Raw genomic sequence first — 21165 nt, forward strand, 5'->3', positions numbered from 1 at the left:
CCCCCGCCCCCGCCGCGAGAACATCCTCCCCCTCGACGACATCCTGGTCCTGGTGAACGACGTCCTCAGCAGCCTCGCACCCGACCGCCTGGTGACATGGCTCGGGGTCTCGAAACGGAATGCCGAGCGCTGGATCAGCGGAGATTCGACTTTCCCCCCTCGCGTCGTCTCCGAACTCCAGCGCCTGAAACCGCTGATCGCCGAACTCGACGCCGAGCTTGATGCCGTCGTCGCGAACTTCAAGGCAGACGGCGTGCCGGAAAATCTTCTGCGGCTACATATAAGAGAGTATACGAAACGCCTCTCAGACGCGCCGCCGCCGAAGCCCGAACCGGTCCGAGAGTAAGGAAACGCGGGTTCTCTAAAGAATTACACCGGCCGTTAACCCATTCTCCGAAGGATTGCGCTAGAATACCGTCATCGGGATCGACCCCGCATCCGCGGACGATTTCGAGAGCTCTCCCACGCCGGCACGGGCCGCCACGGGAAGCGTAGATGGCAGAGGCCATCCCCAATGATGTTCAACGATATATCCGTCGACGAAGCGGACGACTGGCGCGCCACCGAGGATTCCGTCGCCCGCACCGCTTCCGCGTACATGCGCGAGGCCAAGGCCTTCGACGCCCTTTCCGACGCCATCCGCGCCGGCAAGATCTTCCCGACCATCGCGCAGCTGCTCGACGGCCACCCTCCGTTCCGCGACGACCTCGCCGCCGACATCGAGGTCTTCGTCGCCCGCAGCCGTCAGATCTCCGGTCTGCCGGAGAGCCTCCGCGACGACCTGCGCGATTTTCATACCTGGCCCTGCGCCGATGGTTCGATCCGCATCGTCGACGCCGTCAAGGCGATCGACGTCGAGGACTTCGACGAGCGCGGGCTGCATGCCGTCTGGGCACGGGCGGCATGGTACGGCGCCATCTTCGGCGTCCCGCGCCTGCGCCGCGAGTTGTTCGCACCATACCGCGACACCGATCATCGCCGCGTCGCGTACCGCTGCGGACTGGAGCTGTCGGTGGACAGCCTCGGCCACGCGTCGCAGTGGAAGGCCGGACGGCAGTCGGACATCTCCGCCGACGGCCATCTGATCCTGCGCCGCCTCGCGGTTGCGGTAGAGGTCGTCGATTGGATGCGCGAGCACCACCAGCAGGTCCGTCTGTTCACCCGCGGCAAGCTGCAGCGCAGCGAACTTTTCGCGCTCGCCAACCCAGCCACCACCGAGATGTCTGCGGAACCGGAGCCTCCTTCCGAAACGCCGGCCGACCAGCCCCTGCTGCACGACGTCGAAGTCCGTCTCGCCCGCGCCCAGCGCCTCGCCGCCGAGGGGCAGACGGGCCTCGACGAGTCCGGGAACGTCATCGACGACGACGTCCGCCGCGCCGCCGAGGCCCTGGGGACGAAGACGATCGGCGAGCTTCTCGGCCGTCCGAAGCTTCGTGTCCTCGGCCCGCTGCCCGACGTCGGGACCGGCGACCAGCGCTCGTTCGCGAAGGGCTTTTCGGCCCTCGCGAACGTCGGTACGCCCCTCGTCGTCGCGAACGGGGTCGCGAAGATCGCCGCTGGTCTCGTCGAGATGTGGCCGCACGCCGCGAATGTGGTCCACCGCATCCTCGCCGACGTCCGCGACGGCGAGCCCGTCCGCATGCGTCCGATCCTGCTAGTCGGCAAGCCCGGCTGCGGCAAGACCTCGCTGCTCGGCTCCGTCGCCCGCCGCCTCGGGCTGCCGAGCGTCGTCTTCCCGTGCGCGTCGGTCTCCGACGGGTCGTTCGGAGGAACACCGGCGCAATGGCATACCCGCCGAGCGTCCACACCACTGCAGCTGATCCGTTCGTCCGGACGGGCGAATCCGGCTGTGATCCTCGACGAGCTCGAGAAGACCGGAGTCTCGGCGGCCAACGGCAGCTTGGTCCACGCATTGCTGCCCATGCTCGAGCGCCATTCGGCGGAGTCGTATTTCGAGACCGCGCTGGAGCTGTCCGTCGATCTGTCGGCCGTGAATTTCCTTGCGACGGCGAACGACCTGTCGGCGCTGTCGGACCCGCTCCGCGACCGCTTCCGCATCATCACGATGCCGGACGCGACCCTGGAGCACCTCGACGCGCTCGTCGACGGCGTGACGCTCGACGTTTTGCACGAACGCGGGACGCCGACGGGGTTCTACCAGACGCTGGCGCCGGACGAGGTCGAGGTCGTCGGTGCGGCATGGGGCGGCGGGTCACTGCGCAAGCTGCGCGTCGCGGTGGAGGCCGCTATCGATCACCGCGAAGCCTCGCGGACGATGCAGTGATGGAGGCGTATCGCATGGTGCTCACATTCTCACGCGACGTCGCCGCCCGCCTCCGCGCCATTGAAGACGAGGAAGGCGTCCCCGACGTCGAGCTCGTTCATCAAGCCGTCGCCGTATGGTCCGTCCTGACCGCGGACGAACGCCGCATCCTTGGCCTCGCCGCTATGCAGCTCGTCGTCGCCCGCCACTGGAATGGAGGTGCCTCATGACGACCTGGTTCACCGCAGACCACCACTTCGGTCACGCCCGCATCATTGAGCTCTGCCGTCGCCCCTTCGCTTCCGTCGACGAGATGGACGAGGCGATGATCGCGGCATGGAACGCCGCCGTCCGTCCAGCCGACGTCGTGTGGCACCTCGGCGATTTCGCGTACCGCAGCCCCCGCCATCCCGGCGAGATCCTGGATCGGCTGCATGGGACGAAGCATCTGGTTCGCGGAAACCATGACTCGCCACGCACGCGGGAGCTGGACGGCTGGGCGTCGGTACAGGAATCGGCGGAGATCGCGGACGGAGGGCAGCGTCTGTTCCTATCGCATTTCCCCCATCTCGAGTGGCCTGCCTATTGGCGCGGCAGCGTCCACCTCTTCGGGCACGTCCACGGGCGCCGCGCCGGCGTCGGTCGTTCGTGCGACGTCGGGGTGGACGCCTGGGGCTACCGTCCAGTCACGCTGCCCGAGATCCTGACGCGCATCGGAGACGCCCAGAATGAATGACCCGGTCACCGACTGGGGTCCGGCGGCCGCGCATCTCCTCGCCGTCCTCGAGTAGCGCGTCCGACGGCGCCGGGAAGCCGAACATGCCAAAAATATAGAGAAACAGCTAGAATTGGACCTATTCCGTCCATCGCCTGTCTACCACCGCCATGCGATAACGGACCCGTACCCGCCGCGGCCCCTGCCGCACCGCAGGACGCCGCGAGGAAAGCAGAAGGAATGCGATTCCATCCGATCTCCGACATCCACGAAGATTACAGCAGCGGGTCCGGCGCCAGCTACGACATCCCCACCGATCTCGCCGCCGACGCGATCCTCATCGCCGGCGACATCTCCGGCCGCCTCTCCCGCCGCGGCCTCCGCTGGCTCCTCCGCCAACGCGACCGCACCGGCCTGCCCATCGTCCTCATCGCCGGCAACCACGATTTCTGGCGCTCGTCCCTCGACACCGAGATCTCCCGCTTTCGCGATCGGCTGGGCGCCGAGGAAGGCATCCACCTCCTCGACGGCGACGAGCTGATCATCCAGGGCTGCCGCATCTTGGGCGGGACGCTCTGGACGGACTACGAAATCTACAGCGACGCTTACACCGCGCACGCGGAAGGCATGCGTTACATGACCGACATGCGCATGATCCGCACCCGCGGCTACACGCGCCGCCTCAAGAGCTGGATGCTCGCCGAGGAGCATGCTCGCTACCGGGCGTTCATCGAGCAGCGCCTCGCGACACCGTTCGACGGCACGACGATCGTCATGACGCACCATGCCCCGTCCGGGCGTTCGCTCCTCGGCGGCCGCTGCACGGAGCCCCTCGACGCCAGCTACGCTTCGAACCTTGAGCCTCTGATCCGTGGCTACCAGCCCGATTTCTGGATTCACGGGCACATTCACGAACGCCGAGACTACATGCTCGGCGCCACCCGCATCATCGCGAATCCGCGAGGCTACGTCCGCGCCGCCGCCGGCCGTCATCGCCCCGCCGAGATCGAGAACGCGTCGTTCGATCCCGCACTGATCATCGACACCGATGACATGCGCCCGCTCGCGACCGGCGCGAACATCGACGTCGCCATCGATCGCCCCGGCGATTTCCAATGGCCGTTCGGACGGACGCCGAGCTGATGGACGACGGAACCCGCCGCCTCGTCGAGGCCGATCTCGCCTCGATCATGCCGTTCACGCAGATCGCCGCCCGCCACGGCGTCTCATTCGTCGACGTCGCGCTCGTCCATCATCGCATGCGTCCGCAGCCCGTCGCGTGGCCCGAGCAGATCCCCGTCGAGCTCTGGAACGAGGCCCGCGACGCCATTCTCAGGGAGCCGACCGATGACTGAACTCGACCGCGAAGTCTTGCGCCTCTGGCTCGCCGACGAGTCCGCTTCGAACGTCCTCCGCCACGCCCGCCGTCTCGGCTGCACCCTCGTCGACGAGACGGCGATCGAGGGCCTTGCGGAGGCCGAGGGCATCGACTGGCGGACGGTACGCGAAGACGTCCGCCGGGAGCAGAATCGCCGCGATCTGCTTCTGGCGGCCACGATGTCGGACGACGAACTCGTAGATTTCGCGCTCGAGAACCACGGTCTGGCGCCGGCCTACATCGCGGCGCTCGAGGCGGCAGCCCGCAACACCTGAACAACCCCACCAGGAGATCCCGCATGCGAGTCCTTCTCGCCACCCTTTTGCTCGTCCTGAGCACGCCGATCGCCACGGCCGGCGCGCCCGACCCCTACACCGGCCGCTACGCCGCCGAATGCGGCGATCTGGTCTGTGACTTGGACATCGAGCCCCGCCGCGGCGGCTGGACCGTACGCTGGACCGCGACCGACCCTCGCTTGTTGGACGCCGTGCCGAAGTGCGCGTTCACGGCGACGGCGAAGATCGGCAGCGCGGCGATGGGACCGGCCGGCCGAGTGGATGGGATCGCGGTCGGAACGGTGAAGGGGAAGGCGTTCGGGATTTTCGATCTCGAGCCCGGGCGCGTGTCGTGGTCGTCGACGTGGGAGGCGTGCCCGGGCGTCAGCCCGAAAGCGTTCTACTCGGCGTTCGGCGACGAATAGTGAACGTACGAGCGCAGATCAGGCACGGTATTGCCTGATTGATCAGTCGAACGCTCCATCGAGAGCGAGGTCATCGAGACACTCTTCTTCCGAAGATATCGGAGACAATATCGAAGTATTTTCCTCGTCGGCCGGAACGTAGCGCGAAAATCTGAGGAAGGCGCCTCGCTCCGTCGGCGAGATTATCCACTCCCCATCCTTGAGACACTTCAAAGCGTAGAGAAGTCGCAGTTCGTAACCACGGCCACCTCTCTTCTTGAGACAGTCCACGGCATGGAGGACATGGCCCGAGGGCAGGATGCGGGATCGGACGCCGATCGGCAGATACCGGTTGCGACGTCCTTCGCCGTACGTAACGACCCGGTCCGGAAACACGACGAGGCTATCTTCGTAGGCTTGTGGTTCGATCGTTACGAAAACACTCGTGAGACCGAGCACGACCTCCGACGTATCCCCGTGCGCAACCCGGACTACGTGCGTGCGGCCGCGCAGATCGCGGGATATCTCATCCTGATGATCAGCCACGGTGCGGGTCACGCCGCCGCTCCGAAAAGGTCCGGCTCCGGTCCTTCCCGCAGATCGATACCCCGCATTCTCGCGACGCCGTCGATCCAGCCATGCGCGTGTTCCAGCGTCTTGCCAGAGGTCTTCTTGATGCCGGACAGAAAAGCGTGGACTCGCCGGATCGCGGCTTCCCAAGCTGCATTTTCGGTCGCGTAGGTCGGGACGACGTCGAGAGCGGGGTCGTCGTAGCTGTGAACGCCAAGGTGGACGGCGGATGTCTGCGACCAGCGGCCGTCGCCGTTCGGGGCGACGGCGATCGTGGCCGTGGGGGCAGCGGGGGCGCCGAGGAAGATGCGCTTCAGAGGGGCGATCGGCGCGGTCTCGACGGAATTCCTGATCTCGGCGAGCTTCGCCTCGAACTCGGCGATCTTCCGCTGCGCCGCCGCGCACCGACGGAGGTACGCGGGATCGGACGGTTCCATGCCGAATACCCCGGCTTCGGTCTCTTCGCCAACGATCCAGACCTCCGCCTTCGCGATGCCGCGAGAGTATCTCTCGATGGCGGCCTGCGTCCGGGATGCCTCCGCCGCCGCGACACTGCGCAGCCAGCCGACGTAGACGCGCAGCTGCTTCGCGTTCATCCCGACGGCCGGGTTCGTGTCGTACAGATCGCGGGGCGTCCTATGCTGCGTCCGGGCCTCCCTCATCAACCGGGCCACGGACGCCCGAATCGCGGCGGCGCGGGTCGGGAACACGTTGTGGTCCTGGGGCCTGCCGTCGACGAGGACGACCTCGATCGTCCAGCGGTCGTCCGGCAGCTCTGCAACGGCGACGTCGAAGACGAACAGGTCGCGGAGGACGCCGTCCCGGGGCGGGGTCCAGCGGTTGGTGGCGGCGATCTCGGTGGTGATGGTGTCGGTCACAGCAGGTCCTTCTGCTCGGTTTTCGGGGTCCATTCGGTACGGGGCGGCGCCTTGATCACCTCGCGGGCGAATCCGCTGCTCGACATCGAGCGGAGCCAGGCGTTCTCTTCCTCCAGCTCGCGGATCCGCGCCTGGAGCTTCACGGCGTAGCGGTCGAGCTTCGTCATCATCCTGCGCGTCATGCCCTGCCTTCGGGCCGGTGACTCTGATCGACGTCCTCGGCAGTGATCCGGCGGCGCGCCTCTTCCGTGCGACGCCTCTCGACGATGCGGGCCGGCGACGGACGGAGGTGCCTAGGTAGGGGACTCACCCAAGCCATTGCGTGACCGTTGCGATCAGGGCTATGGCGGCCAGATAGTTGATGGCGAGGCGGTCGTACCGGGTTGCGATGCGCTTCCAGTTCTTGAGCCTGCCGAACATGCGCTCGATGACGTTGCGGCGGCGATAGGCCCTTCTGTTCAGCGGATAGACCACGTCACGGGCAGCCCGTCCTGGAATGACTGGCTCGATCTGTCGGTCGATGAGCCAGTTTCGCAGCCTGTCGGCGTCGTAGGCTTTGTCCGCAATCAGCCGCTCGGTCGGTCTCATCGCCTCCAGAAGCGGGAGCGCCATGGTGATGTCTGCGATGTTGCCGGGCGTTAGGGTAAGGGCAACGATCCGGCCGCAAGCATCGGCCAAACAATGGATTTTCGTCGTTCGGCCGCCGCGCGAGATGCCGACCGCTTGGGCAAACTCCCCCCTTTTCCGCCCGATGCCGAGCGGTGTGCTTTGACATGGGTGCTGTCGAGGCAAAGCTCGTCAGGGACAGCACCTGCGGCTGCGACCTTGCCGAAGATCCGCTGCCAGACTCCACGCCGAGCCCAGCGAGTGTAGCGGTTATAGATCGTCTTGGCCGGTCCGTACTCTGGCGGCACATCCCGCCAGCGACCGCCGGTCTTCAAGATATGGAGGATGCCCGAAATCACCCGCCGGTCATCGACCCGTGGCTTACCGGGCTGGTTTTTCGGCAGGTGCGGCTCCAACACCGCCCATGCTTCGTCCGACAGCCAGAACAGATCGCGCATGATCGCCTCCATACAAAGACCCAATCCCGGATGGAATCTGCCAATTCGGGCAATATGTTGGTTGGGTCCCCTACCTAGTCACATTGATCGAGGCTCGGCCCTATAGGACGGCACAGTCCGGAAGCTTCCTCAAGACTCAGGATCCCGCAATGAGCGGTGATCGTGTCGATCTTCGATCTTCGAGCTTCGAGCTTCGAGCTTCGAGCTTCGAGCTTCGAGCTTCGAGCTTCGCGTTCGGGTAATGGAAGACGAACTTGCAACCCACTGCCCCTTGCATCCTTGAACATTAGAGATCTATAGATTAGATATCTCTAATACAATTAGAGGGGAAGAAAGTGCACGGCATGCGGGCGTTTGAAGCCAATGCGAGCGAGGTCGCTGCGATCCTGAAGGCGGTCGCCAACGAGCGGCGCCTGATGCTTCTGTGCAAGCTCCTCGACATGGGCGAAGCGAACGTGGGCACGCTGGCAGACGCTGTCGGCCTCTCGCAGTCGGCGCTCTCCCAGCATCTCACCGTCCTGCGCGAGCAGGGCATCGTCGCCTACCGGCGCGAGAGCCAGACGCTCTGGTACCGCATCGCCGATCCCCGGATCGAGGCGTTGTTCGGGGCGCTCCAGGGTCTGTTCTGCCCGCCGAAAGACGGGGCCACCGCCGCGCCCCCCTCGCACACGTTCACCGCCTGAGGCGCTGCGACCATGGACCAGTTCACTCCCCTATCCGCCCTCGGAGGCGGCCTCCTGATCGGGCTCTCTGCCGCGATCCTGCTTCTGGCGAACGGGCGCATCGCCGGGATCAGCGGCATCCTCGACGGAGCGCTCAAGCCCGGAGGGTCAGAGACCTCGTGGCGGCTCGCCTTCCTCGTCGGGCTGCTGGCCGCCGTCCCCGTGATGGCGCTTGCCGGCTACGCGCTGCCGGCCGTGCGCGTCGAGGCGACGCTTCCCGTCGTCGCGCTCGCCGGGATCCTTGTCGGCTTCGGCACCCGCCTCGGCTCGGGCTGCACCAGTGGTCACGGCGTCTGCGGCATCGGACGCGGGTCGGGCCGCTCGATCGCCGCCACGCTCGCCTTCATGGCGAGCGCCGCAGTTACCGTCTTCATCGTCCGCCACGTCCTCGGAGCCTGATCCATGGCCCGCATCCTCCTCGCCCTCCTGTCCGGCCTCGTCTTCGGCGTCGGGCTCGTCGTCTCGCAGATGGTCGTCCCGGAGAAGGTCCTCGGCTTCCTCGACGTGTTCGGGACCTGGGACCCGAGCCTCGCTTTCGTGATGGGCGGCGCGATCCTCGTCTCGGCGCCCGCCTTTGCGCTTGCCCGGCGCATGGGACGACCACTGGCCGCCCCGCGCTTCGAGATTCCGACGCGCCACGACATCGACGCCCGGCTTCTGTCCGGTGCCGCGATCTTCGGCCTCGGCTGGGGGCTCGTCGGCCTGTGTCCGGGGCCGGCGCTCGCCGCGATCGGACTGGCCCCGACACTTGCGATCGTCTTCGTCGCGGCCATGGTCGTCGGGATGCTCCTGTTCCGCCTCGTCCCGCCCAACCGAACGAACGTCGGCGCGCCGGAGCGGCCGGCAGATGCCTGACGCAGGGCCGAAGAGGTCGCCGATGAACCCTGGAGCCCATCCACCAAATCGCATTCCCTGGCCGCCGGTGATCCTTCTCGCGAGTATCGGCGGCGGTATGGTGTTCGGGCGCTTCCTACCGATCCTCGCCTTCGAACCGGGCTGGATCTCCCGCACGCTCGGCGCGGCCACCTGCCTTACAGGGATCGGTTTCGACGTCGCAGCGGTTCTCGCGATGCGCAAGGCTCGTACCAACATCCTGCCGCATCGGTCCGCCGACCGCCTCCTCACGCAGGGGATCTTCGGCTGGAGCCGCAACCCGATCTATTTCGGTAATGTCCTGGTCGTTCTTGGCCTGGTTGGGGTGACCGGGAACGGCTGGTTCGCTTTGTCGGGTGTCGCCTGCGCGCTTGCGACCCTACACCTCGCCATCCGGCACGAGGAGGCCCACCTCAGCGCTCGGTTCCCAGAGGCATTCACGGCTTACCGCTTGCGCACCGGTCGCTGGCTCAGCAGACGCCGAACCGGCTGACCCCGACGGTCGCCCATCTTTTTACAAAAATGTAGACTGATAGTTCAATTTCGTCGGTTATTTCGCATTTCGTGCAAGTGACCGATTGCCCCGCAGATCGGGGAAGAGTTCATTCGTCTCCGACACACAACGGACGAACGATGAGCGACAACACAGCATCCCCTTCGAAGACGGTCGGCCGCATGCCGATGATCGGCGACATCGCGCCGGACTTCGAATGCCGAACCACGCACGGCGTTCGTCGCCTGTCCGACCATCGCGGGCGGTGGCTCGTCCTCTTCTCGCATCCTGCGGACTTCACCCCGGTCTGCACATCGGAGTTCGTCGCCTTCGCGCGGATAGCGCCGGACTTCGAGCGGATCGGCTGCGACCTCCTCGGCCTGTCCGTCGACAGCCTGTTCTCGCACGTCGCCTGGGTGCGCACGATCGAACGGCGCTTCGGCCTCGCCGTCCCCTTTCCGGTCGTCGAGGACCCGTCCATGGCCATCGCGTCGGCCTACGGCATGATCCATCCGGGCGCGGCCGACAGCGCGACGGTGCGCGGCTGCTTCGTCATCGACCCGCAGGGCATCATCCGCATGTCCTGCTGGTATCCGATGTCCACGGGCCGGAACGTCGCGGAGATCCTGCGCACGGTGGTCGCGCTCCAGGTCCACGACGCCGAGGGCGTGTCGACGCCGGAGAACTGGCAGCCGGGTGAGGACGTCATCGAGATGGCCGCGTTCGAGACCGGCGACGGTCGTGACGTGGCGGAGTGGTTCTATCAAACGCGCAAGCTGGAGGCTGCGGAATGAGCGTTCCCATCGTCAAGGGTTTCTTCGATCCCCGGACCTTCTCCATACAGTATGTCGCCGCCTGCCCCGTTACCCAGCTATGCGCGATCATCGACCCGGTTCTCGACTTCGACGAGAAGTCCGGCGCGACCGGAACGGTCAGCGCCGATGCCATCCTGGACTATATCGAGGCCGAGGGGCTCAAGGTGGAGTGGATCCTCGACACCCACCCGCACGCCGACCATTTCTCTGCGGCTCGCTACCTGAAGGAGCGCACTGGCGCGCCGACGGCGATCGGCGAAAAGGTGATCGAGGTTCAGAAGCTCTGGAAGGGCTACTACAACTGGCCGTCCTTCCCGACAGATGGATCGCAGTGGGACAAGCTGTTCGCAGAAGGCGAGCGCTTCCGCGTCGGCGAGATCGACGCGCATGTCCTCTTCTCGCCGGGCCATACGCTCGCCTCCATCACCTACGTGATCGGCGACGCGGCCTTCGTGCACGACACGCTGTTCATGCCCGACAGCGGAACAGCGCGTGCCGACTTCCCCGGCGGCAGCGCCTCTCGCCTTTGGAACTCGATCCAGGGGATCCTCGCGCTTCCCGACGACACCCGCGTCTTCGTCGGCCACGACTACCAGCCTGACGGTCGCGAGCCGATGTGGGAATCGACGGTGGCCGAGCAGAAGCGCTCCAATATCCATCTATCGAAGGCATCGACCGAAGCGGAGTTCGTCGCGATCCGCGACGCCCGCGACCGGACGTTGCCGATGCCCAAGCTCATCCTGCATTCGCTCCAGATCAACATGAGCGGCGGGCGACTGCCCGAGCCCGAGGACAACGGCCGGCGCTACCTGAAGATTCCGCTGGATACGCTGGGCGGGGCCCCGTGGGACGAGGCGGCCTGAGATGTCGCCGCCGCTCGGTCGCCGCCCGGACGACGCCGCACGGGCCGCCGAGTTCCTGAAGCGGCTCGGCAATCCAGGCCGCATGGCCATCGTCGCCCGCCTGCGCGAGGGCGAGATGACGGTGGCGGAGATGGAAACGGAGCTCGGACTTCGCCAGCCGTCCCTGTCGCAGCAACTCGCCGACCTGCGTGCGGGCGGAATCGTCGAGGCTCGGCGGGAGGCGAAGTCCGTCCGGTATCGTCTGACCGACGATCGGGCCAAGAAGGTGGTCGATCTTTGCGACCTCCTCTTCGGCCCCGCGCCAGGGCGATCGGCGACGGGCGCTGGGCAGGATACGGGCGCGCCCCCCACCGCGAGGGCGAGCATCGGTGCCGCGGTCTTCGCCAGGGTCGGTGCCAGCCTGCCGCCACGCACGGACGATGCCGCCGGGGCCTGATCGGGCAACGACGCGACGGCGCCATGCCGCACGTGCCGGCAACCGCGACGGGCGGAATCGAACGAACGGAACACTTGGGAGGATCACGAGATGACCATCAAGACGCTCGACGAGGCCCTGTCGGTCTCTCCGCAAATCGCCGTTGCCGACCTGCCGAAGTTGAGAGAACAGGGCTTCCGCTCGGTGATCGTCGACCGACCGGACGGCGAGGAGGCGGGACAGCCGAGCTTCGCGGAGATCGAGGCGGCCGCCCGTGCCGAGGGCATGGAGGCGCGCCACGTGCCGATCCGTCCCGGAGAACAGACGCAGGCGGACGTGGGCGCCTTCCGCGAAGCTATGAAAGCGCTCCCGAAGCCCATTCTCGGCTACTGCCGTTCCGGCACGCGCACGGCGACCCTCTGGGCGCTCGCACAGGACGGGCGGATGCAGCGGGAGGAGATCGTCGCCCGCATCGGGCAGGCGGGCTACGACGTGACGAAGTCTCTTGCCGCGCGTCCGGCATCCGCTTCGCCAGCAAGGATGGACGGGGAGATGCGCCATGACATCGTGATCGTCGGCGCCGGAACGGGCGGCCTCGCCGCGGCCGCCAGCATGCTGGCGCGCGTTCCCGGTCTCGACATCGCCGTCATCGACCCGGCCGACGTGCACTACTATCAACCCGGCTGGACGCTTGTCGGCGCAGGCGTCTTCACCCCGGAAGAGACCCGGCGTGACATGGCGTCCCTCATCCCCAAGGACGTCACCTGGATCAAGGCGTCCGTTTCCGCCTTCGAGCCGGAGACGGACACGGTCGTCCTGTCGGACGGCCGAAGGGTCGTTTACCGGAAGCTGGTCGCCGCGCCCGGCATCGAGCTGAACTGGTCGGCGATCGAGGGTCTGGAGGAGACGCTCGGCCGGAACGGCGTCACCTCGAACTACCGCTACGACCTCGCTCCCTACACGTGGAAACTGGTCCAGGAACTGAAGGGCGGAAAGGCCTTGTTCTCGCAGCCGCCGATGCCGATCAAGTGTGCCGGCGCGCCGCAGAAGGCCATGTACCTGTCCTGCGACCACTGGCGCTCGGAAGGCTGGCTAAACGCCATGAAGGTGGAGTTCCTGAACGCGGGTCCCGTCCTCTTCGGCGTCGCGGACTACGTGCCGCCCCTGATGGAATACGTCGAAACCTACGGCATCGACCTGTCGTTCGGCCACAACCTCGTGAAGGTGGACGGGCCGGCGAAGAAGGCTTGGTTCGAGCGGAAGGACAAGGACGGGCAGGTCGAGACGGTGGAGCGCGAGTTCGACATGCTCCACGTCGTGCCGCCGCAACGCGCTCCAGGCTTCGTCCGGAACTCGCCGCTCGCCAATGAGGCAGGCTGGATCGAGATCGATCCGTCGACGCTGCGTCATGTTCGCTTCCCCAACATCTACGCGCTGGGCGACGCGACCTGCACGACCAATGCCAAGACGATGGCTGCCGCCCGCAAGCAGGCCCCTGTCGTCGCCGAGAACCTCCTGCGCGACCTCGGACGCCTGAACGTCAAGACGGTGGCGATCTACGACGGCTATGGGTCCTGCCCGTTGACGGTCGAACGCGGCAAGGTCGTGCTCGCCGAGTTCGCCTATGGCGGCAAGCGGGTCCCGAGCTTCCCCAAATGGTTCATCGACGACCTGAAGCCCTCGAAGGCGGCATGGCTTCTGAAGGAGCGCCTGCTCCCGCAGGTCTACTGGCGCGGCATGCTGAAGGGGCGCGAGCCCATGGCCAAGCCCGCCCATGCCCCGCTGAAGACGGCGGCCTGACGCGGCCGCCATCGTTGGGGAGCCCGTTTGGCTCCCCGTTTTACCGAACACTGGAGGCCCCGATGGTCCTCGAACCGCTGCAATATGGCCTCGGTGCCTTCTCGGGCTCGCTCGTCGGCTTCACCCTCGGCCTGTTCGGCGGCGGCGGGTCGATCCTCGCCGTTCCGTTGATGGTCTACCTCGTCGGCGTGCCGAGCGCTCATATGGCAATCGGCACCAGCGCGTTCGCGGTGGCCGCCAACGCCGCAACGGGTCTTGCCAGCCATGCGAGGCAAGGCACGGTGAAGTGGCGCTGCGCGGCGCTCTACAGCGTCGCCGGCATCGCGGGGGCCGCGCTCGGCTCGACCATCGGCAAGGCGATCGACGGCGAGAAGCTTCTGTTTCTCTTCGCGCTCCTGATGCTGGTCGTGGCCGTGCTGATGTTCCGCGGGCGCGGCAACGTCGGGATGCCGGGCGCGGAGTGCAACCGGGAGAAGGCGCCCAAGGTCTTGGGCTTCGGCGCCGCCACGGGCATCTTCTCCGGGTTCTTCGGGATCGGGGGCGGCTTCTTAATCGTCCCCGGCCTCATAGCCTCGACGGGCATGCCGATCCTCAACGCCATCGGCTCGTCGCTCGTTGCCGTCACGGCCTTCGGCCTGACAACATCGGTCAATTATGCCCTGTCCGGCCTCGTGGACTGGCCCCTCGCCTTCGTCTTCGTCGCCGGGGGCATCGCGGGCGGCCTGGTCGGCGTCCTGTTTGCCAAGCGCATGGCCACCCGCAAGGGCGTTCTCAACGTGGCCTTCGCGGGCCTCGTCTGCTGCGTCGCGGTCTATATGCTGGTCCGAAGCGCGGGAAGTCTCATTGGCTGACGTGGACGCTTCGTCCAATGGTCCAGCGACATGGAATCCTGTTTCATGACGGCGGCACTTCTGGAACCGACGCATCGACATCCCGCCGACGCCTCGCCGAGCGTCTTCGCATGACGAAGGGACACCCCTCATGTTCGATACCTTCGATCCCATCCTCCTCGCGCGGATCCAGTTCGCCTTCACGGTCGCGTTCCACTTCATCTTCCCCGCCTTCTCGATCGGGCTCGCGTCGTTCCTGGCGGTCTGCAACGGGATGTGGCTGGCAACGGGGCGGCAGGTCTACCTCACCCTCTTCCAGTACTGGCTGAAGATCTTCGCCCTGTCCTTCGCCATGGGCGTCGTGTCGGGCATCGTCATGAGCTACCAGTTCGGCACGAACTGGAGCGTCTTCTCCGACCGGACGGGACCGATCCTCGGCCCGATGATGGGCTACGAGGTGCTGTCGGCGTTCTTCCTCGAGGCCGGCTTCCTCGGCGTCATGCTGTTCGGCCTAAACCGCGTCGGCAAGGGGCTGCACTTCTTCGCAACGCTCATGGTCGCCGTCGGCACACTGGGCTCGGCCTTCTGGATCCTGTCGGTGAACTCCTGGATGCAGACGCCGGTCGGCTACTCCGTCGCCGCCAACGGCCAGTTCGTCCCGGAGGACTGGTGGGCGATCGTCTTCAACCCGTCCTTTCCTTATCGCCTCGGGCATACCGTGCTCGCGGCCTACCTGACGACAGCCTTCATCGTCGGCGCCGTTGGCGCCTTCCATCTCCTGCGCAACCGCCACAACGGCCCGGCCCGCAAGATGTTCTCCATGGCCCTCTGGATGGCAACGATCGTCGCGCCGATTCAGATCTTCGCCGGGGACGCCCACGGGCTGAATACGCTGGAGCACCAGCCGATGAAGGTCGCGGCCATGGAGGGGCACTTCGAGACGAACCGCGAGGGCGGAATGCCCCTCACCCTGTTCGGCCTGCCGGACATGGATGAAGGCCGCATGCGCGCCGAGATCGGCATCCCGAACGTCGGCTCGCTGATCCTGACCCACTCGCTGAACGGAGAGGTGCGCGGCCTCGACCAGTTCCCGAGGGAGGACTGGCCCAACGTCTGGATCGTCTTCTTCACCTTCCGCATCATGGTCGGCATCGGCTTCGCCATGCTCGGCATCGGCCTCTGGGGCCTCTGGCGCCGATGGAAGGGCACGATCTACGACGCGCCCTGGCTCCAGCGCGCCATGGTCGCCATGGGGCCTTCCGGGCTCGTCGCGGTGATCTGCGGCTGGTTCACCACCGAGGTCGGGCGGCAGCCCTACACGGTCTACGGCCTCCTGCGCACGGCCGAGAGCCATTCGCCGATCGAAGCCGCGGCCGTCGGCACCTCGCTCGTCGCCTTCGTCCTCGTCTACTTCGCCGTCTTCGGGGCCGGCACCTACTACATCATGCGCCTGATGGGACGCGGCCCCAGCGTCTTCGAGACGGGACCGGATCCGCGCGAGCCGATCCGCACCGCCGGCATCACGCCGGGCCCGGCCATGGACACGCAGGAGGGCCCCGTCTCCGGGGCCCGCATCTGACAGGAGGCGACCGATGGACCTTCCCCTGATCTGGGCCTTCATTTTAGCCTTCGCCGTCCTCGCCTACGTCGTGCTCGACGGCTTCGATCTCGGCATCGGCATCCTGTTCCCGTTCCTGAAGCGACACGAGAACCGTGACACGGCCATGAACACGATCGCCCCCTTCTGGGACGGCAACGAGACCTGGCTGGTGCTGGGCGGCGGCGGCCTCTTCGCCGTGTTCCCGCTCGCCTATGCGATCGTCATGCCTGCCCTCTACGCACCGATCATCGCCATGCTGCTCGCCCTGATATTCCGAGGCGTCGCCTTCGAGTTCCGGTGGAAGACCGTGCGCTGGCGCGGCGTCTGGGATCTGTCCTTCTTCGTCGGCTCCGTGGTCGCGGCTTTCGCGCAAGGGGTCTCGCTCGGCACGATCGTGCAGGGCATCGAGGTCGCGGACCGGGCCTATGCCGGCGGCAACTTTGACTGGCTGACGCCGTTCTCGGCCGCGACGGGCGTCGCGGTCGTGATCGGATACGCGCTCCTCGGCGCGACATGGATCGTCATGAAGACCGACGGCCCGCTCAACCGCCTGGCCGCCCGCTACGCCATAGGCCTAGCGATCGGTACGCTCGTCGCCGTTGGGCTCGTGTCAGCCTGGATGCCCTTCCTCCAGCCGACCTTCTTCTCGCGCTGGTTCGCCGTCCCGCAGATCCTCTTCGTCGCGCCGATCCCGCTCCTCGTCGCCCTAGCGGCCTTTAGCCTGTTTAGGGCGCTTCGCGACCACGTCTCGAACTACCGCCCGTTTCTGTCTGCACTGGCGATCTTCGTCCTGTCCTTCATCGGCATCGGAATCTCGTTCTACCCGAATATCCTGCCGCCCGAGCTCACGATCTGGCAGGCCGCGGCACCGGACTCCAGCCTCGTCTTCCTCCTCGTCGGAGCCGCCGTCCTGATCCCGACGATCCTCGCCTACACGGCCTATTCCTATTGGGTCTTCCGGGGAAAGGTCGTTGAGGGCGAGGGCTACCACACCCATCACCACTGAAGGTGGATCATGTCCCGCATCGCCTTCGAGCGCCTGCCACCGCGCATGCGCCAGCTCGCCTGGTTCGTCGGCCTGTGGGTCGGCAGCGTCGCCACGCTTGCCGTCGTGGCACTCGCCATCCGCTGGGTTCTTGTGCCCTGAGCCGTTGGGCGATGGACCGGATGGGGGCGCTGAAGCGCTGGCCTAAATCCCGCCACCTCAAGGCACTCTCAGGGTTTAAGGGCAGCCTCCGGATTTCGGCCGCCGAACCGCAACATCGCCGAGAACCCGCTAGGGGGAAGGTTCGCGAGGACGAGTTCGGCGCCCATGCGCCGGGCGCAGAGTTCCACGATGGTCAGGCCGAGCCCGCTTCCCACCGCGGTCCGGTTCGTCCCGCGGAAGAAGCGCTCGGCCGCCCGCCCGATCTCTTCCTCCTTCATGCCGTCCCCAGCGTCCACGACCTCGAGGCGAGAAGCGTCCCAGCGCACCGTCACCATGCCGCCGTCCGGCGAATGGTTGATGGCGTTCTCGATGAGGTTGCGAACGGCCAGCACCGCCAGGGTCTCGTCGACGGCGGGATCGGCGGCTCCCTTGGGGGGCATCAGGGTGATGCCGATGCCCCGGACGGACGCCCGGCCCGCCTGCTCGTCCGAAACCTCCCGCACGATCTGGCCGAGGTCCACCTGCGTCCCGGCCCGCTCGCCGACGCCAGCCTCGGCACCAGCCGTGTCGAGAAGCTGGCGGACGAGGCGCGAGGTCCGCTCCACCGCCGTCACGATCTGCGTTAGCGCCGTCCGGCGGACGTCCTCCCGGTCCGTGCGCAGGGAGATCTCCGCCTGCGTCTTCAGTCCGGCGAGCGGGGTGCGGATTTCGTGGGCGGCGTAGGCGAGGAAGTGACGCTCGCGCTCGCGCGTCTCGTGAACACGGCTGAAGAGGCCGTTGAGGGCGGTGACGACGGGGCGTATCTCCGAGGCTGCGCCCTCCGAGGCGATGGGATGGAGGTCGTCCGCCGCGCGACGCGCCAGCCCGTCCGCCAGCCGGTCGAGAGGACGCATGCCGCGCCCGACGCCGATCCAGAGGAGTCCCCCAAGGGCAGGCACGACGAGAAGCATGGGCAGGAGCAGCCCCTTAACGACGTCCCGCACCAGACGAGCGCGGATGTCAAGGTTGTCGCCCACCAGCACCTGAACCCCTGCCGCCTCGTTGCGGACCGCGTAGACGCGCCAGGCACGACCGTCGATGTCCCGCTCGGAGAAGCCTTCCGACGCGTCCGACATGCGCGTCTCCGGCGCACCGTCGGACCGTCCGAGGAGCGAACCCGACAGGGACCAGATCTGGCAGGATATCTGCCGTTCGTAGTCGCTGTGCCGGCGTGGCGGGATGGTGCTCGCGTCGAGCGAGGCCACGGTCACGTCGATCTCCTGGCTATCAACGAGCGACGACACCATGCGCGCCGCCTCGGTCAGGCGCGCGTCGAGGACGCGCTCCACCTCCGCCCGCGTGCTGAGGTAGATCCAGGCCGTCGCGAAGGCCCAAACGAGTCCCGTGCTGAGCACGAGGATGACGAAGAGGCGTCCCTTCAGGGATCCGGTCATCGCGCAGGCTCCGCCATCCGGTATCCGACGCCGCGCACGGTCTCGATGGAACGGCTGCCGAGCTTGGCCCGCAGGTTGTGGACGTGGACCTCGACCGCGTTGCTTTCGACGCCCTCTTGGAAGCCGTAGAGCTTCTCCTCGATCTGTGCTTTCGAGACGATCGAGCGGGGCCGTTCCATCAAAGCGTGGAGCACTCGGAACTCCCGGCGCGACAGGTGCACTTCGCCCCCCGCGTTGCGTGCCGTCAGCGCCGCCGGGTCGAGCGTCACCCCGTTCCACGTCAGGCAGGCCGTCGGCCGCTGCACGGCACGCCGCAGGAGGGCGCGCAGCCGCGCCGACACCTCATCGAGGTCGAAGGGCTTTCCAAGGTGGTCGTCCGCGCCAGCGTCGAGCCCCGCGATCCGGTCGGCAACGGAATCGAGCGCCGTCAGGAACAGGACGGGCGTCGAGTCGCCTCTCGCACGCAGGCGTAGCAGCAGATCCCTCCCCGAGCCGTCTGGCAGCATGACGTCGAGGACGACGGCGTCGATCCCGCCGCCCCGCAGCGCCGCCTCTGCCTCGTCGCAACGCGTCGTGAGGTCGGCGGTAAAGCCGTTCATTTCCAGGCCCACCTTGAGACCGCTCCCGAGGATGTCGTCGTCCTCCACGATGAGGATGCGCATGGACGCGCCTTTCATTCGGTTCCTTCCGTCCCGACCTGGGCGCGGCACCTTAAGCCTGCCTTAAGCTGCCGGGTCGACCCGGGGTGCAACGAACGCATCCGAGGGACGCCATGCCGCTCCACCGCCTCCTGCCCTTCGTAGCGGCACTCTTCGTCGTCGTTCCCGCCGGGGCACAGATCGCCGAGCCGCTGCCGGTCGACCAGGCGTTCAAGCTGACGGTCCAGCCGGGAACGGCAGGGTTCCGTACGACGGCCTCGTTCGAGATCGCGGACGGATACTATCTCTACCGGGACAAGATCGCCGTCAAAACCCCGACCGGAACCGCGTTGTCGCTCGAGCTTCCGGCGGGCGATCACAAGGACGATCCGAACTTCGGATCGACCGAGGTCTACCATCGGTCCGTGTTCGCCGGCCTGACGCTGCCGTCGAACCCTCCTTCCGAAGTCACCGTCTCCTACCAGGGCTGCCAGGAAGGCGGCATCTGCTACCGTCCGGTGTCGAAGACGTTCGATCCCGCCGTCGGTCTCCGGCCGGATGCCGGAGCCTCGACCTCACCGCTTGCGACGGGCAACTGGAAAGCTGGGACCGAACCTATAGAGACGACCGTCAGCAACCTGCCCGATGACGTCGGGACGCCCCCTTCGCCTGCGTCGGGCATCCAGATCGACACGTCGGCCGGTGGGCTCGTCGCCTCGCTTCTTGGCGAGGGCGGTGCCCCGTGGGTGATCGCATCGTTCTTCGTCCTCGGCCTCGGGCTTGCCTTCACCCCTTGCGTCTTCCCGATGTACCCGATCCTCGCCGGGCAGTTTTCGCGTGGAGGCGGGTCGGTGTCGCCTGCCCGAGGGTTCTTGCTCTCCCTGGTCTACGTCCTATCGATGGCCGCAGCCTTCGGACTGCTCGGCATCGTGGCGGCATGGTCGGGACAGAACCTCCAGCTTGCCCTCCAGTCACCTGCGGCGGTCGTCGCCGTGTCCGCCGTCTTCGTCGGCCTTGCTCTGTCCATGTTTGGCCTGTTCGAGCTGCGCTTGCCGGGCGCCTGGATCAATGCGGTAGCGGGAAGCGTCGGTCGAGCTGGCGGGAGCCTGCCGTCGAGCGCGGCGCTCGGCTTCACCTCGGCGCTGATCGTCGGTCCTTGCGTGACCGCCCCGCTCGCGGGCGGGCTGATCTACATCGCGCAGTCGGGCGACGTCGCGCTCGGTGCGGCGGCGCTGTTCGCCCTCGGCCTCGGCCAGGGCGTGCCACTCGTCGCGTTCGGGACGCTGGGTGCGGGCGTGCTTCCGAAGGCGGGTCCGTGGATGGCGGGCGTGACCCGTGCCTACGGTTTCGCCTTCCTCGCCATGGCGGTCTGGATGCTGTCGCGCGTCGTGCCGCACCCCGCCACGCTCGTCCTCTGGTCCGCGCTCCTGATCGGAGCGGGCGTGTTCCTCGGCGCGTTCGATCACCTCACGGCCGCCTCGGGGGCAGCCCAACGGGTCGCCAAGGCCACCGGGCTCCTCGCCATACTCTACGGCGCAATCCTCGCGGTCGGTGCCTCGTCCGGCGGGATGTCGCCCCTGCGCCCCTTGGCCCTCGGCAACGCCGGGCAGGATGCGCTGAAGGGTCTAGCGGCCAGCTTCCAGACCGTCCCGGACCCACAGGACCTGTCGTCCACGATCGCATCCTCAAAGCGACCGACCCTCCTCTACTTCACGGCCGACTGGTGCGTGTCCTGCGACGTGATCGAGCGGGAGGTGTTCTCCAATCCGGCCGTCCGAATGCGTCTCAACGGCTACCGCCTCCTGAAGGTGGACCTGACGCGGGACGAACCGGGCGGCCGTGCGCTGATGCGCGAGCTCGGCGTCGTCGGGCCGCCGACCATGCTGTTCGTCGACCGCGACGCGCGGGAGGTCGGGGGTTCGCGGCTTGTCGGGGAGGTCGACGCCGAGACGTTCCTGCGTTCGGCTCGGCTCGGGACGGGCGGCTAAG

27 protein-coding genes are annotated in these 21165 nt (G+C 67.0%); 20 read left to right on the forward strand and 7 right to left on the reverse strand.

What is annotated here, in order from left to right; genetic code table 11:
* Nucleotides 1-346 (forward strand): hypothetical protein (locus tag AUL28_RS23020; RefSeq protein ID WP_192843461.1); only part of this gene is annotated, 346 nt, incomplete at its 5' end.
* A gap of 168 nt (nucleotides 347-514) precedes the next feature.
* Entirely contained in the window at nucleotides 515-2284 is a 1770-nt protein-coding gene (locus AUL28_RS13650; protein WP_062233532.1) for an AAA family ATPase, read from the forward strand.
* 29 nt (nucleotides 2285-2313) lie between these two features.
* Here AUL28_RS13650 and AUL28_RS22700 read toward each other — a convergent pair whose 3' ends face one another.
* Nucleotides 2314-2472: a hypothetical protein gene (locus tag AUL28_RS22700; protein WP_156420006.1), complete on the reverse strand. Its 159-nt coding sequence runs from the start codon at nucleotides 2470-2472 to the stop codon at nucleotides 2314-2316.
* Nucleotides 2473-2489: 17 nt separating this feature from the next.
* Between AUL28_RS22700 and AUL28_RS13655 the strand changes: the two genes are divergently transcribed.
* The 5 genes from AUL28_RS13655 (at nucleotide 2490) to AUL28_RS13675 (ending at nucleotide 5056) form a co-directional block, all read left to right on the forward strand.
* Entirely contained in the window at nucleotides 2490-2999 is a 510-nt protein-coding gene (locus tag AUL28_RS13655; RefSeq protein WP_062233536.1) for a metallophosphoesterase, read from the forward strand.
* 219 nt (nucleotides 3000-3218) lie between these two features.
* Nucleotides 3219-4121 carry a metallophosphoesterase gene (locus AUL28_RS13660; RefSeq protein ID WP_062233539.1) on the forward strand — a complete coding sequence of 301 codons (903 nt, stop codon included), beginning with the start codon at nucleotides 3219-3221 and terminating at the stop codon, nucleotides 4119-4121.
* Complete coding sequence (locus tag AUL28_RS13665; RefSeq protein ID WP_156420007.1) at nucleotides 4121-4333, forward strand: hypothetical protein; 213 nt, start codon at nucleotides 4121-4123, stop codon at nucleotides 4331-4333. The genes AUL28_RS13660 and AUL28_RS13665 overlap by 1 nt, the downstream gene beginning before the upstream one ends.
* On the forward strand, nucleotides 4326-4631 hold the full coding sequence (locus AUL28_RS13670) for a hypothetical protein (RefSeq protein WP_062233544.1): 306 nt from the start codon (nucleotides 4326-4328) through the stop codon (nucleotides 4629-4631). Before AUL28_RS13665 ends, AUL28_RS13670 begins: the two co-directional genes overlap by 8 nt.
* A gap of 23 nt (nucleotides 4632-4654) precedes the next feature.
* A complete protein-coding gene (locus AUL28_RS13675; protein ID WP_062233546.1) occupies nucleotides 4655-5056 on the forward strand; it encodes a hypothetical protein in 402 nt (133 codons plus the stop codon).
* Nucleotides 5057-5098: 42 nt separating this feature from the next.
* Here the strand turns inward: AUL28_RS13675 and AUL28_RS13680 are convergent, their stop codons facing one another.
* The 4 genes from AUL28_RS13680 to AUL28_RS22120 form a co-directional block, all read right to left on the reverse strand.
* On the reverse strand, nucleotides 5099-5593 hold the full coding sequence (locus tag AUL28_RS13680; RefSeq protein ID WP_062233549.1) for a hypothetical protein: 495 nt from the start codon (nucleotides 5591-5593) through the stop codon (nucleotides 5099-5101).
* Nucleotides 5590-6483 (reverse strand): hypothetical protein, encoded by an 894-nt coding sequence (locus tag AUL28_RS13685; protein WP_062233552.1) that lies wholly within the window; start codon nucleotides 6481-6483, stop codon nucleotides 5590-5592. Before AUL28_RS13685 ends, AUL28_RS13680 begins: the two co-directional genes overlap by 4 nt.
* Entirely contained in the window at nucleotides 6480-6665 is a 186-nt protein-coding gene (locus AUL28_RS13690; RefSeq protein ID WP_062233555.1) for a hypothetical protein, read from the reverse strand. Before AUL28_RS13690 ends, AUL28_RS13685 begins: the two co-directional genes overlap by 4 nt.
* Before the next feature lie 124 nt (nucleotides 6666-6789).
* A protein-coding gene (locus tag AUL28_RS22120) for an IS5 family transposase (protein WP_374701419.1) occupies nucleotides 6790-7547 on the reverse strand; the annotation gives its coding sequence in 2 pieces (ribosomal slippage) (nucleotides 6790-7194 and nucleotides 7197-7547; 756 coding nt in all).
* Between the two features lie 344 nt (nucleotides 7548-7891).
* Here AUL28_RS22120 and AUL28_RS13700 point away from each other — a divergent pair.
* The 12 genes from AUL28_RS13700 to AUL28_RS22130 all read left to right on the forward strand — a co-directional run bounded on the left by AUL28_RS13700 (nucleotide 7892) and on the right by AUL28_RS22130 (nucleotide 17105).
* A complete protein-coding gene (locus AUL28_RS13700) occupies nucleotides 7892-8230 on the forward strand; it encodes an ArsR/SmtB family transcription factor (protein WP_062233558.1) in 339 nt (112 codons plus the stop codon).
* A gap of 12 nt (nucleotides 8231-8242) precedes the next feature.
* Nucleotides 8243-8668, forward strand: coding sequence for a YeeE/YedE family protein (locus AUL28_RS13705; RefSeq protein WP_062233561.1), 426 nt, complete (start codon nucleotides 8243-8245; stop codon nucleotides 8666-8668).
* A gap of 3 nt (nucleotides 8669-8671) precedes the next feature.
* Nucleotides 8672-9124 (forward strand): YeeE/YedE family protein, encoded by a 453-nt coding sequence (locus AUL28_RS13710; protein ID WP_062233563.1) that lies wholly within the window; start codon nucleotides 8672-8674, stop codon nucleotides 9122-9124.
* A gap of 22 nt (nucleotides 9125-9146) precedes the next feature.
* On the forward strand, nucleotides 9147-9635 hold the full coding sequence (locus AUL28_RS13715; protein ID WP_062233566.1) for a methyltransferase family protein: 489 nt from the start codon (nucleotides 9147-9149) through the stop codon (nucleotides 9633-9635).
* Nucleotides 9636-9775: 140 nt separating this feature from the next.
* The gene (locus AUL28_RS13720) at nucleotides 9776-10429 is read left to right on the forward strand and encodes a peroxiredoxin (protein WP_062233569.1); all 654 of its coding nucleotides are present in this window, start codon (nucleotides 9776-9778) and stop codon (nucleotides 10427-10429) included.
* Entirely contained in the window at nucleotides 10426-11313 is an 888-nt protein-coding gene (locus AUL28_RS13725; RefSeq protein WP_062233572.1) for an MBL fold metallo-hydrolase, read from the forward strand. Before AUL28_RS13720 ends, AUL28_RS13725 begins: the two co-directional genes overlap by 4 nt.
* Before the next feature lies 1 nt (nucleotide 11314).
* The gene (locus AUL28_RS22125) at nucleotides 11315-11749 is read left to right on the forward strand and encodes an ArsR/SmtB family transcription factor (protein WP_082640457.1); all 435 of its coding nucleotides are present in this window, start codon (nucleotides 11315-11317) and stop codon (nucleotides 11747-11749) included.
* A 90-nt stretch (nucleotides 11750-11839) separates the two neighbouring features.
* On the forward strand, nucleotides 11840-13528 hold the full coding sequence (locus AUL28_RS13735) for a bifunctional protein tyrosine phosphatase family protein/NAD(P)/FAD-dependent oxidoreductase (protein ID WP_062233575.1): 1689 nt from the start codon (nucleotides 11840-11842) through the stop codon (nucleotides 13526-13528).
* Nucleotides 13529-13590: 62 nt separating this feature from the next.
* Nucleotides 13591-14379: a sulfite exporter TauE/SafE family protein gene (locus AUL28_RS13740; RefSeq protein ID WP_062233577.1), complete on the forward strand. Its 789-nt coding sequence runs from the start codon at nucleotides 13591-13593 to the stop codon at nucleotides 14377-14379.
* A gap of 130 nt (nucleotides 14380-14509) precedes the next feature.
* Entirely contained in the window at nucleotides 14510-15937 is a 1428-nt protein-coding gene (locus tag AUL28_RS13745; protein ID WP_062233580.1) for a cytochrome ubiquinol oxidase subunit I, read from the forward strand.
* Between the two features lie 13 nt (nucleotides 15938-15950).
* Nucleotides 15951-16964, forward strand: a complete 1014-nt coding sequence (gene cydB / locus AUL28_RS13750; RefSeq protein ID WP_062233583.1) for a cytochrome d ubiquinol oxidase subunit II — start codon at nucleotides 15951-15953, stop codon at nucleotides 16962-16964.
* 9 nt (nucleotides 16965-16973) lie between these two features.
* Nucleotides 16974-17105, forward strand: a complete 132-nt coding sequence (locus tag AUL28_RS22130; RefSeq protein WP_082640458.1) for a DUF2474 family protein — start codon at nucleotides 16974-16976, stop codon at nucleotides 17103-17105.
* A 68-nt stretch (nucleotides 17106-17173) separates the two neighbouring features.
* Here the strand turns inward: AUL28_RS22130 and AUL28_RS13755 are convergent, their stop codons facing one another.
* On the reverse strand, nucleotides 17174-18538 hold the full coding sequence (locus tag AUL28_RS13755; RefSeq protein ID WP_062233585.1) for an ATP-binding protein: 1365 nt from the start codon (nucleotides 18536-18538) through the stop codon (nucleotides 17174-17176).
* Nucleotides 18535-19200, reverse strand: coding sequence for a response regulator transcription factor (locus AUL28_RS13760; protein WP_062233751.1), 666 nt, complete (start codon nucleotides 19198-19200; stop codon nucleotides 18535-18537). The genes AUL28_RS13755 and AUL28_RS13760 overlap by 4 nt, the downstream gene beginning before the upstream one ends.
* A 110-nt stretch (nucleotides 19201-19310) precedes the next feature.
* Between AUL28_RS13760 and dsbD the strand changes: the two genes are divergently transcribed.
* Nucleotides 19311-21164, forward strand: a complete 1854-nt coding sequence (dsbD, locus tag AUL28_RS13765; RefSeq protein WP_082640459.1) for a protein-disulfide reductase DsbD — start codon at nucleotides 19311-19313, stop codon at nucleotides 21162-21164.
* The last annotated feature ends 1 nt before the right edge of the window (nucleotide 21165 follow it).

The organism is Aureimonas sp. N4 (assembly GCF_001463925.1).
GTDB classification, from domain to species: Bacteria; Pseudomonadota; Alphaproteobacteria; order Rhizobiales; family Rhizobiaceae; genus Aureimonas; species Aureimonas ureilytica_A.

Excerpts from the sequence above, each read along its gene's own strand:
- AUL28_RS13735 (WP_062233575.1), top strand. The coding sequence starts at position 11,840 with ATGACCATCAAGACGCTCGACGAGGCCCTGTCGGTCTCTCCGCAAATC.
- AUL28_RS13665 (WP_156420007.1), top strand. The coding sequence starts at position 4,121 with ATGGACGACGGAACCCGCCGCCTCGTCGAGGCCGATCTCGCCTCGATC.
- AUL28_RS22130 (WP_082640458.1), top strand. The coding sequence starts at position 16,974 with ATGTCCCGCATCGCCTTCGAGCGCCTGCCACCGCGCATGCGCCAGCTC.
- AUL28_RS13760 (WP_062233751.1), bottom strand. The coding sequence starts at position 19,200 with ATGCGCATCCTCATCGTGGAGGACGACGACATCCTCGGGAGCGGTCTC.
- AUL28_RS13675 (WP_062233546.1), top strand. The coding sequence starts at position 4,655 with ATGCGAGTCCTTCTCGCCACCCTTTTGCTCGTCCTGAGCACGCCGATC.
- AUL28_RS22125 (WP_082640457.1), top strand. The coding sequence starts at position 11,315 with ATGTCGCCGCCGCTCGGTCGCCGCCCGGACGACGCCGCACGGGCCGCC.
- AUL28_RS13710 (WP_062233563.1), top strand. The coding sequence starts at position 8,672 with ATGGCCCGCATCCTCCTCGCCCTCCTGTCCGGCCTCGTCTTCGGCGTC.
- AUL28_RS13690 (WP_062233555.1), bottom strand. The coding sequence starts at position 6,665 with ATGACGCGCAGGATGATGACGAAGCTCGACCGCTACGCCGTGAAGCTC.
- AUL28_RS13660 (WP_062233539.1), top strand. The coding sequence starts at position 3,219 with ATGCGATTCCATCCGATCTCCGACATCCACGAAGATTACAGCAGCGGG.
- cydB (WP_062233583.1), top strand. The coding sequence starts at position 15,951 with ATGGACCTTCCCCTGATCTGGGCCTTCATTTTAGCCTTCGCCGTCCTC.
- AUL28_RS13725 (WP_062233572.1), top strand. The coding sequence starts at position 10,426 with ATGAGCGTTCCCATCGTCAAGGGTTTCTTCGATCCCCGGACCTTCTCC.
- AUL28_RS13700 (WP_062233558.1), top strand. The coding sequence starts at position 7,892 with ATGCGGGCGTTTGAAGCCAATGCGAGCGAGGTCGCTGCGATCCTGAAG.
- dsbD (WP_082640459.1), top strand. The coding sequence starts at position 19,311 with ATGCCGCTCCACCGCCTCCTGCCCTTCGTAGCGGCACTCTTCGTCGTC.
- AUL28_RS13650 (WP_062233532.1), top strand. The coding sequence starts at position 515 with ATGATGTTCAACGATATATCCGTCGACGAAGCGGACGACTGGCGCGCC.
- AUL28_RS13705 (WP_062233561.1), top strand. The coding sequence starts at position 8,243 with ATGGACCAGTTCACTCCCCTATCCGCCCTCGGAGGCGGCCTCCTGATC.
- AUL28_RS13740 (WP_062233577.1), top strand. The coding sequence starts at position 13,591 with ATGGTCCTCGAACCGCTGCAATATGGCCTCGGTGCCTTCTCGGGCTCG.
- AUL28_RS13755 (WP_062233585.1), bottom strand. The coding sequence starts at position 18,538 with ATGACCGGATCCCTGAAGGGACGCCTCTTCGTCATCCTCGTGCTCAGC.
- AUL28_RS13745 (WP_062233580.1), top strand. The coding sequence starts at position 14,510 with ATGTTCGATACCTTCGATCCCATCCTCCTCGCGCGGATCCAGTTCGCC.
- AUL28_RS13670 (WP_062233544.1), top strand. The coding sequence starts at position 4,326 with ATGACTGAACTCGACCGCGAAGTCTTGCGCCTCTGGCTCGCCGACGAG.
- AUL28_RS13720 (WP_062233569.1), top strand. The coding sequence starts at position 9,776 with ATGAGCGACAACACAGCATCCCCTTCGAAGACGGTCGGCCGCATGCCG.
- AUL28_RS13655 (WP_062233536.1), top strand. The coding sequence starts at position 2,490 with ATGACGACCTGGTTCACCGCAGACCACCACTTCGGTCACGCCCGCATC.
- AUL28_RS13715 (WP_062233566.1), top strand. The coding sequence starts at position 9,147 with ATGAACCCTGGAGCCCATCCACCAAATCGCATTCCCTGGCCGCCGGTG.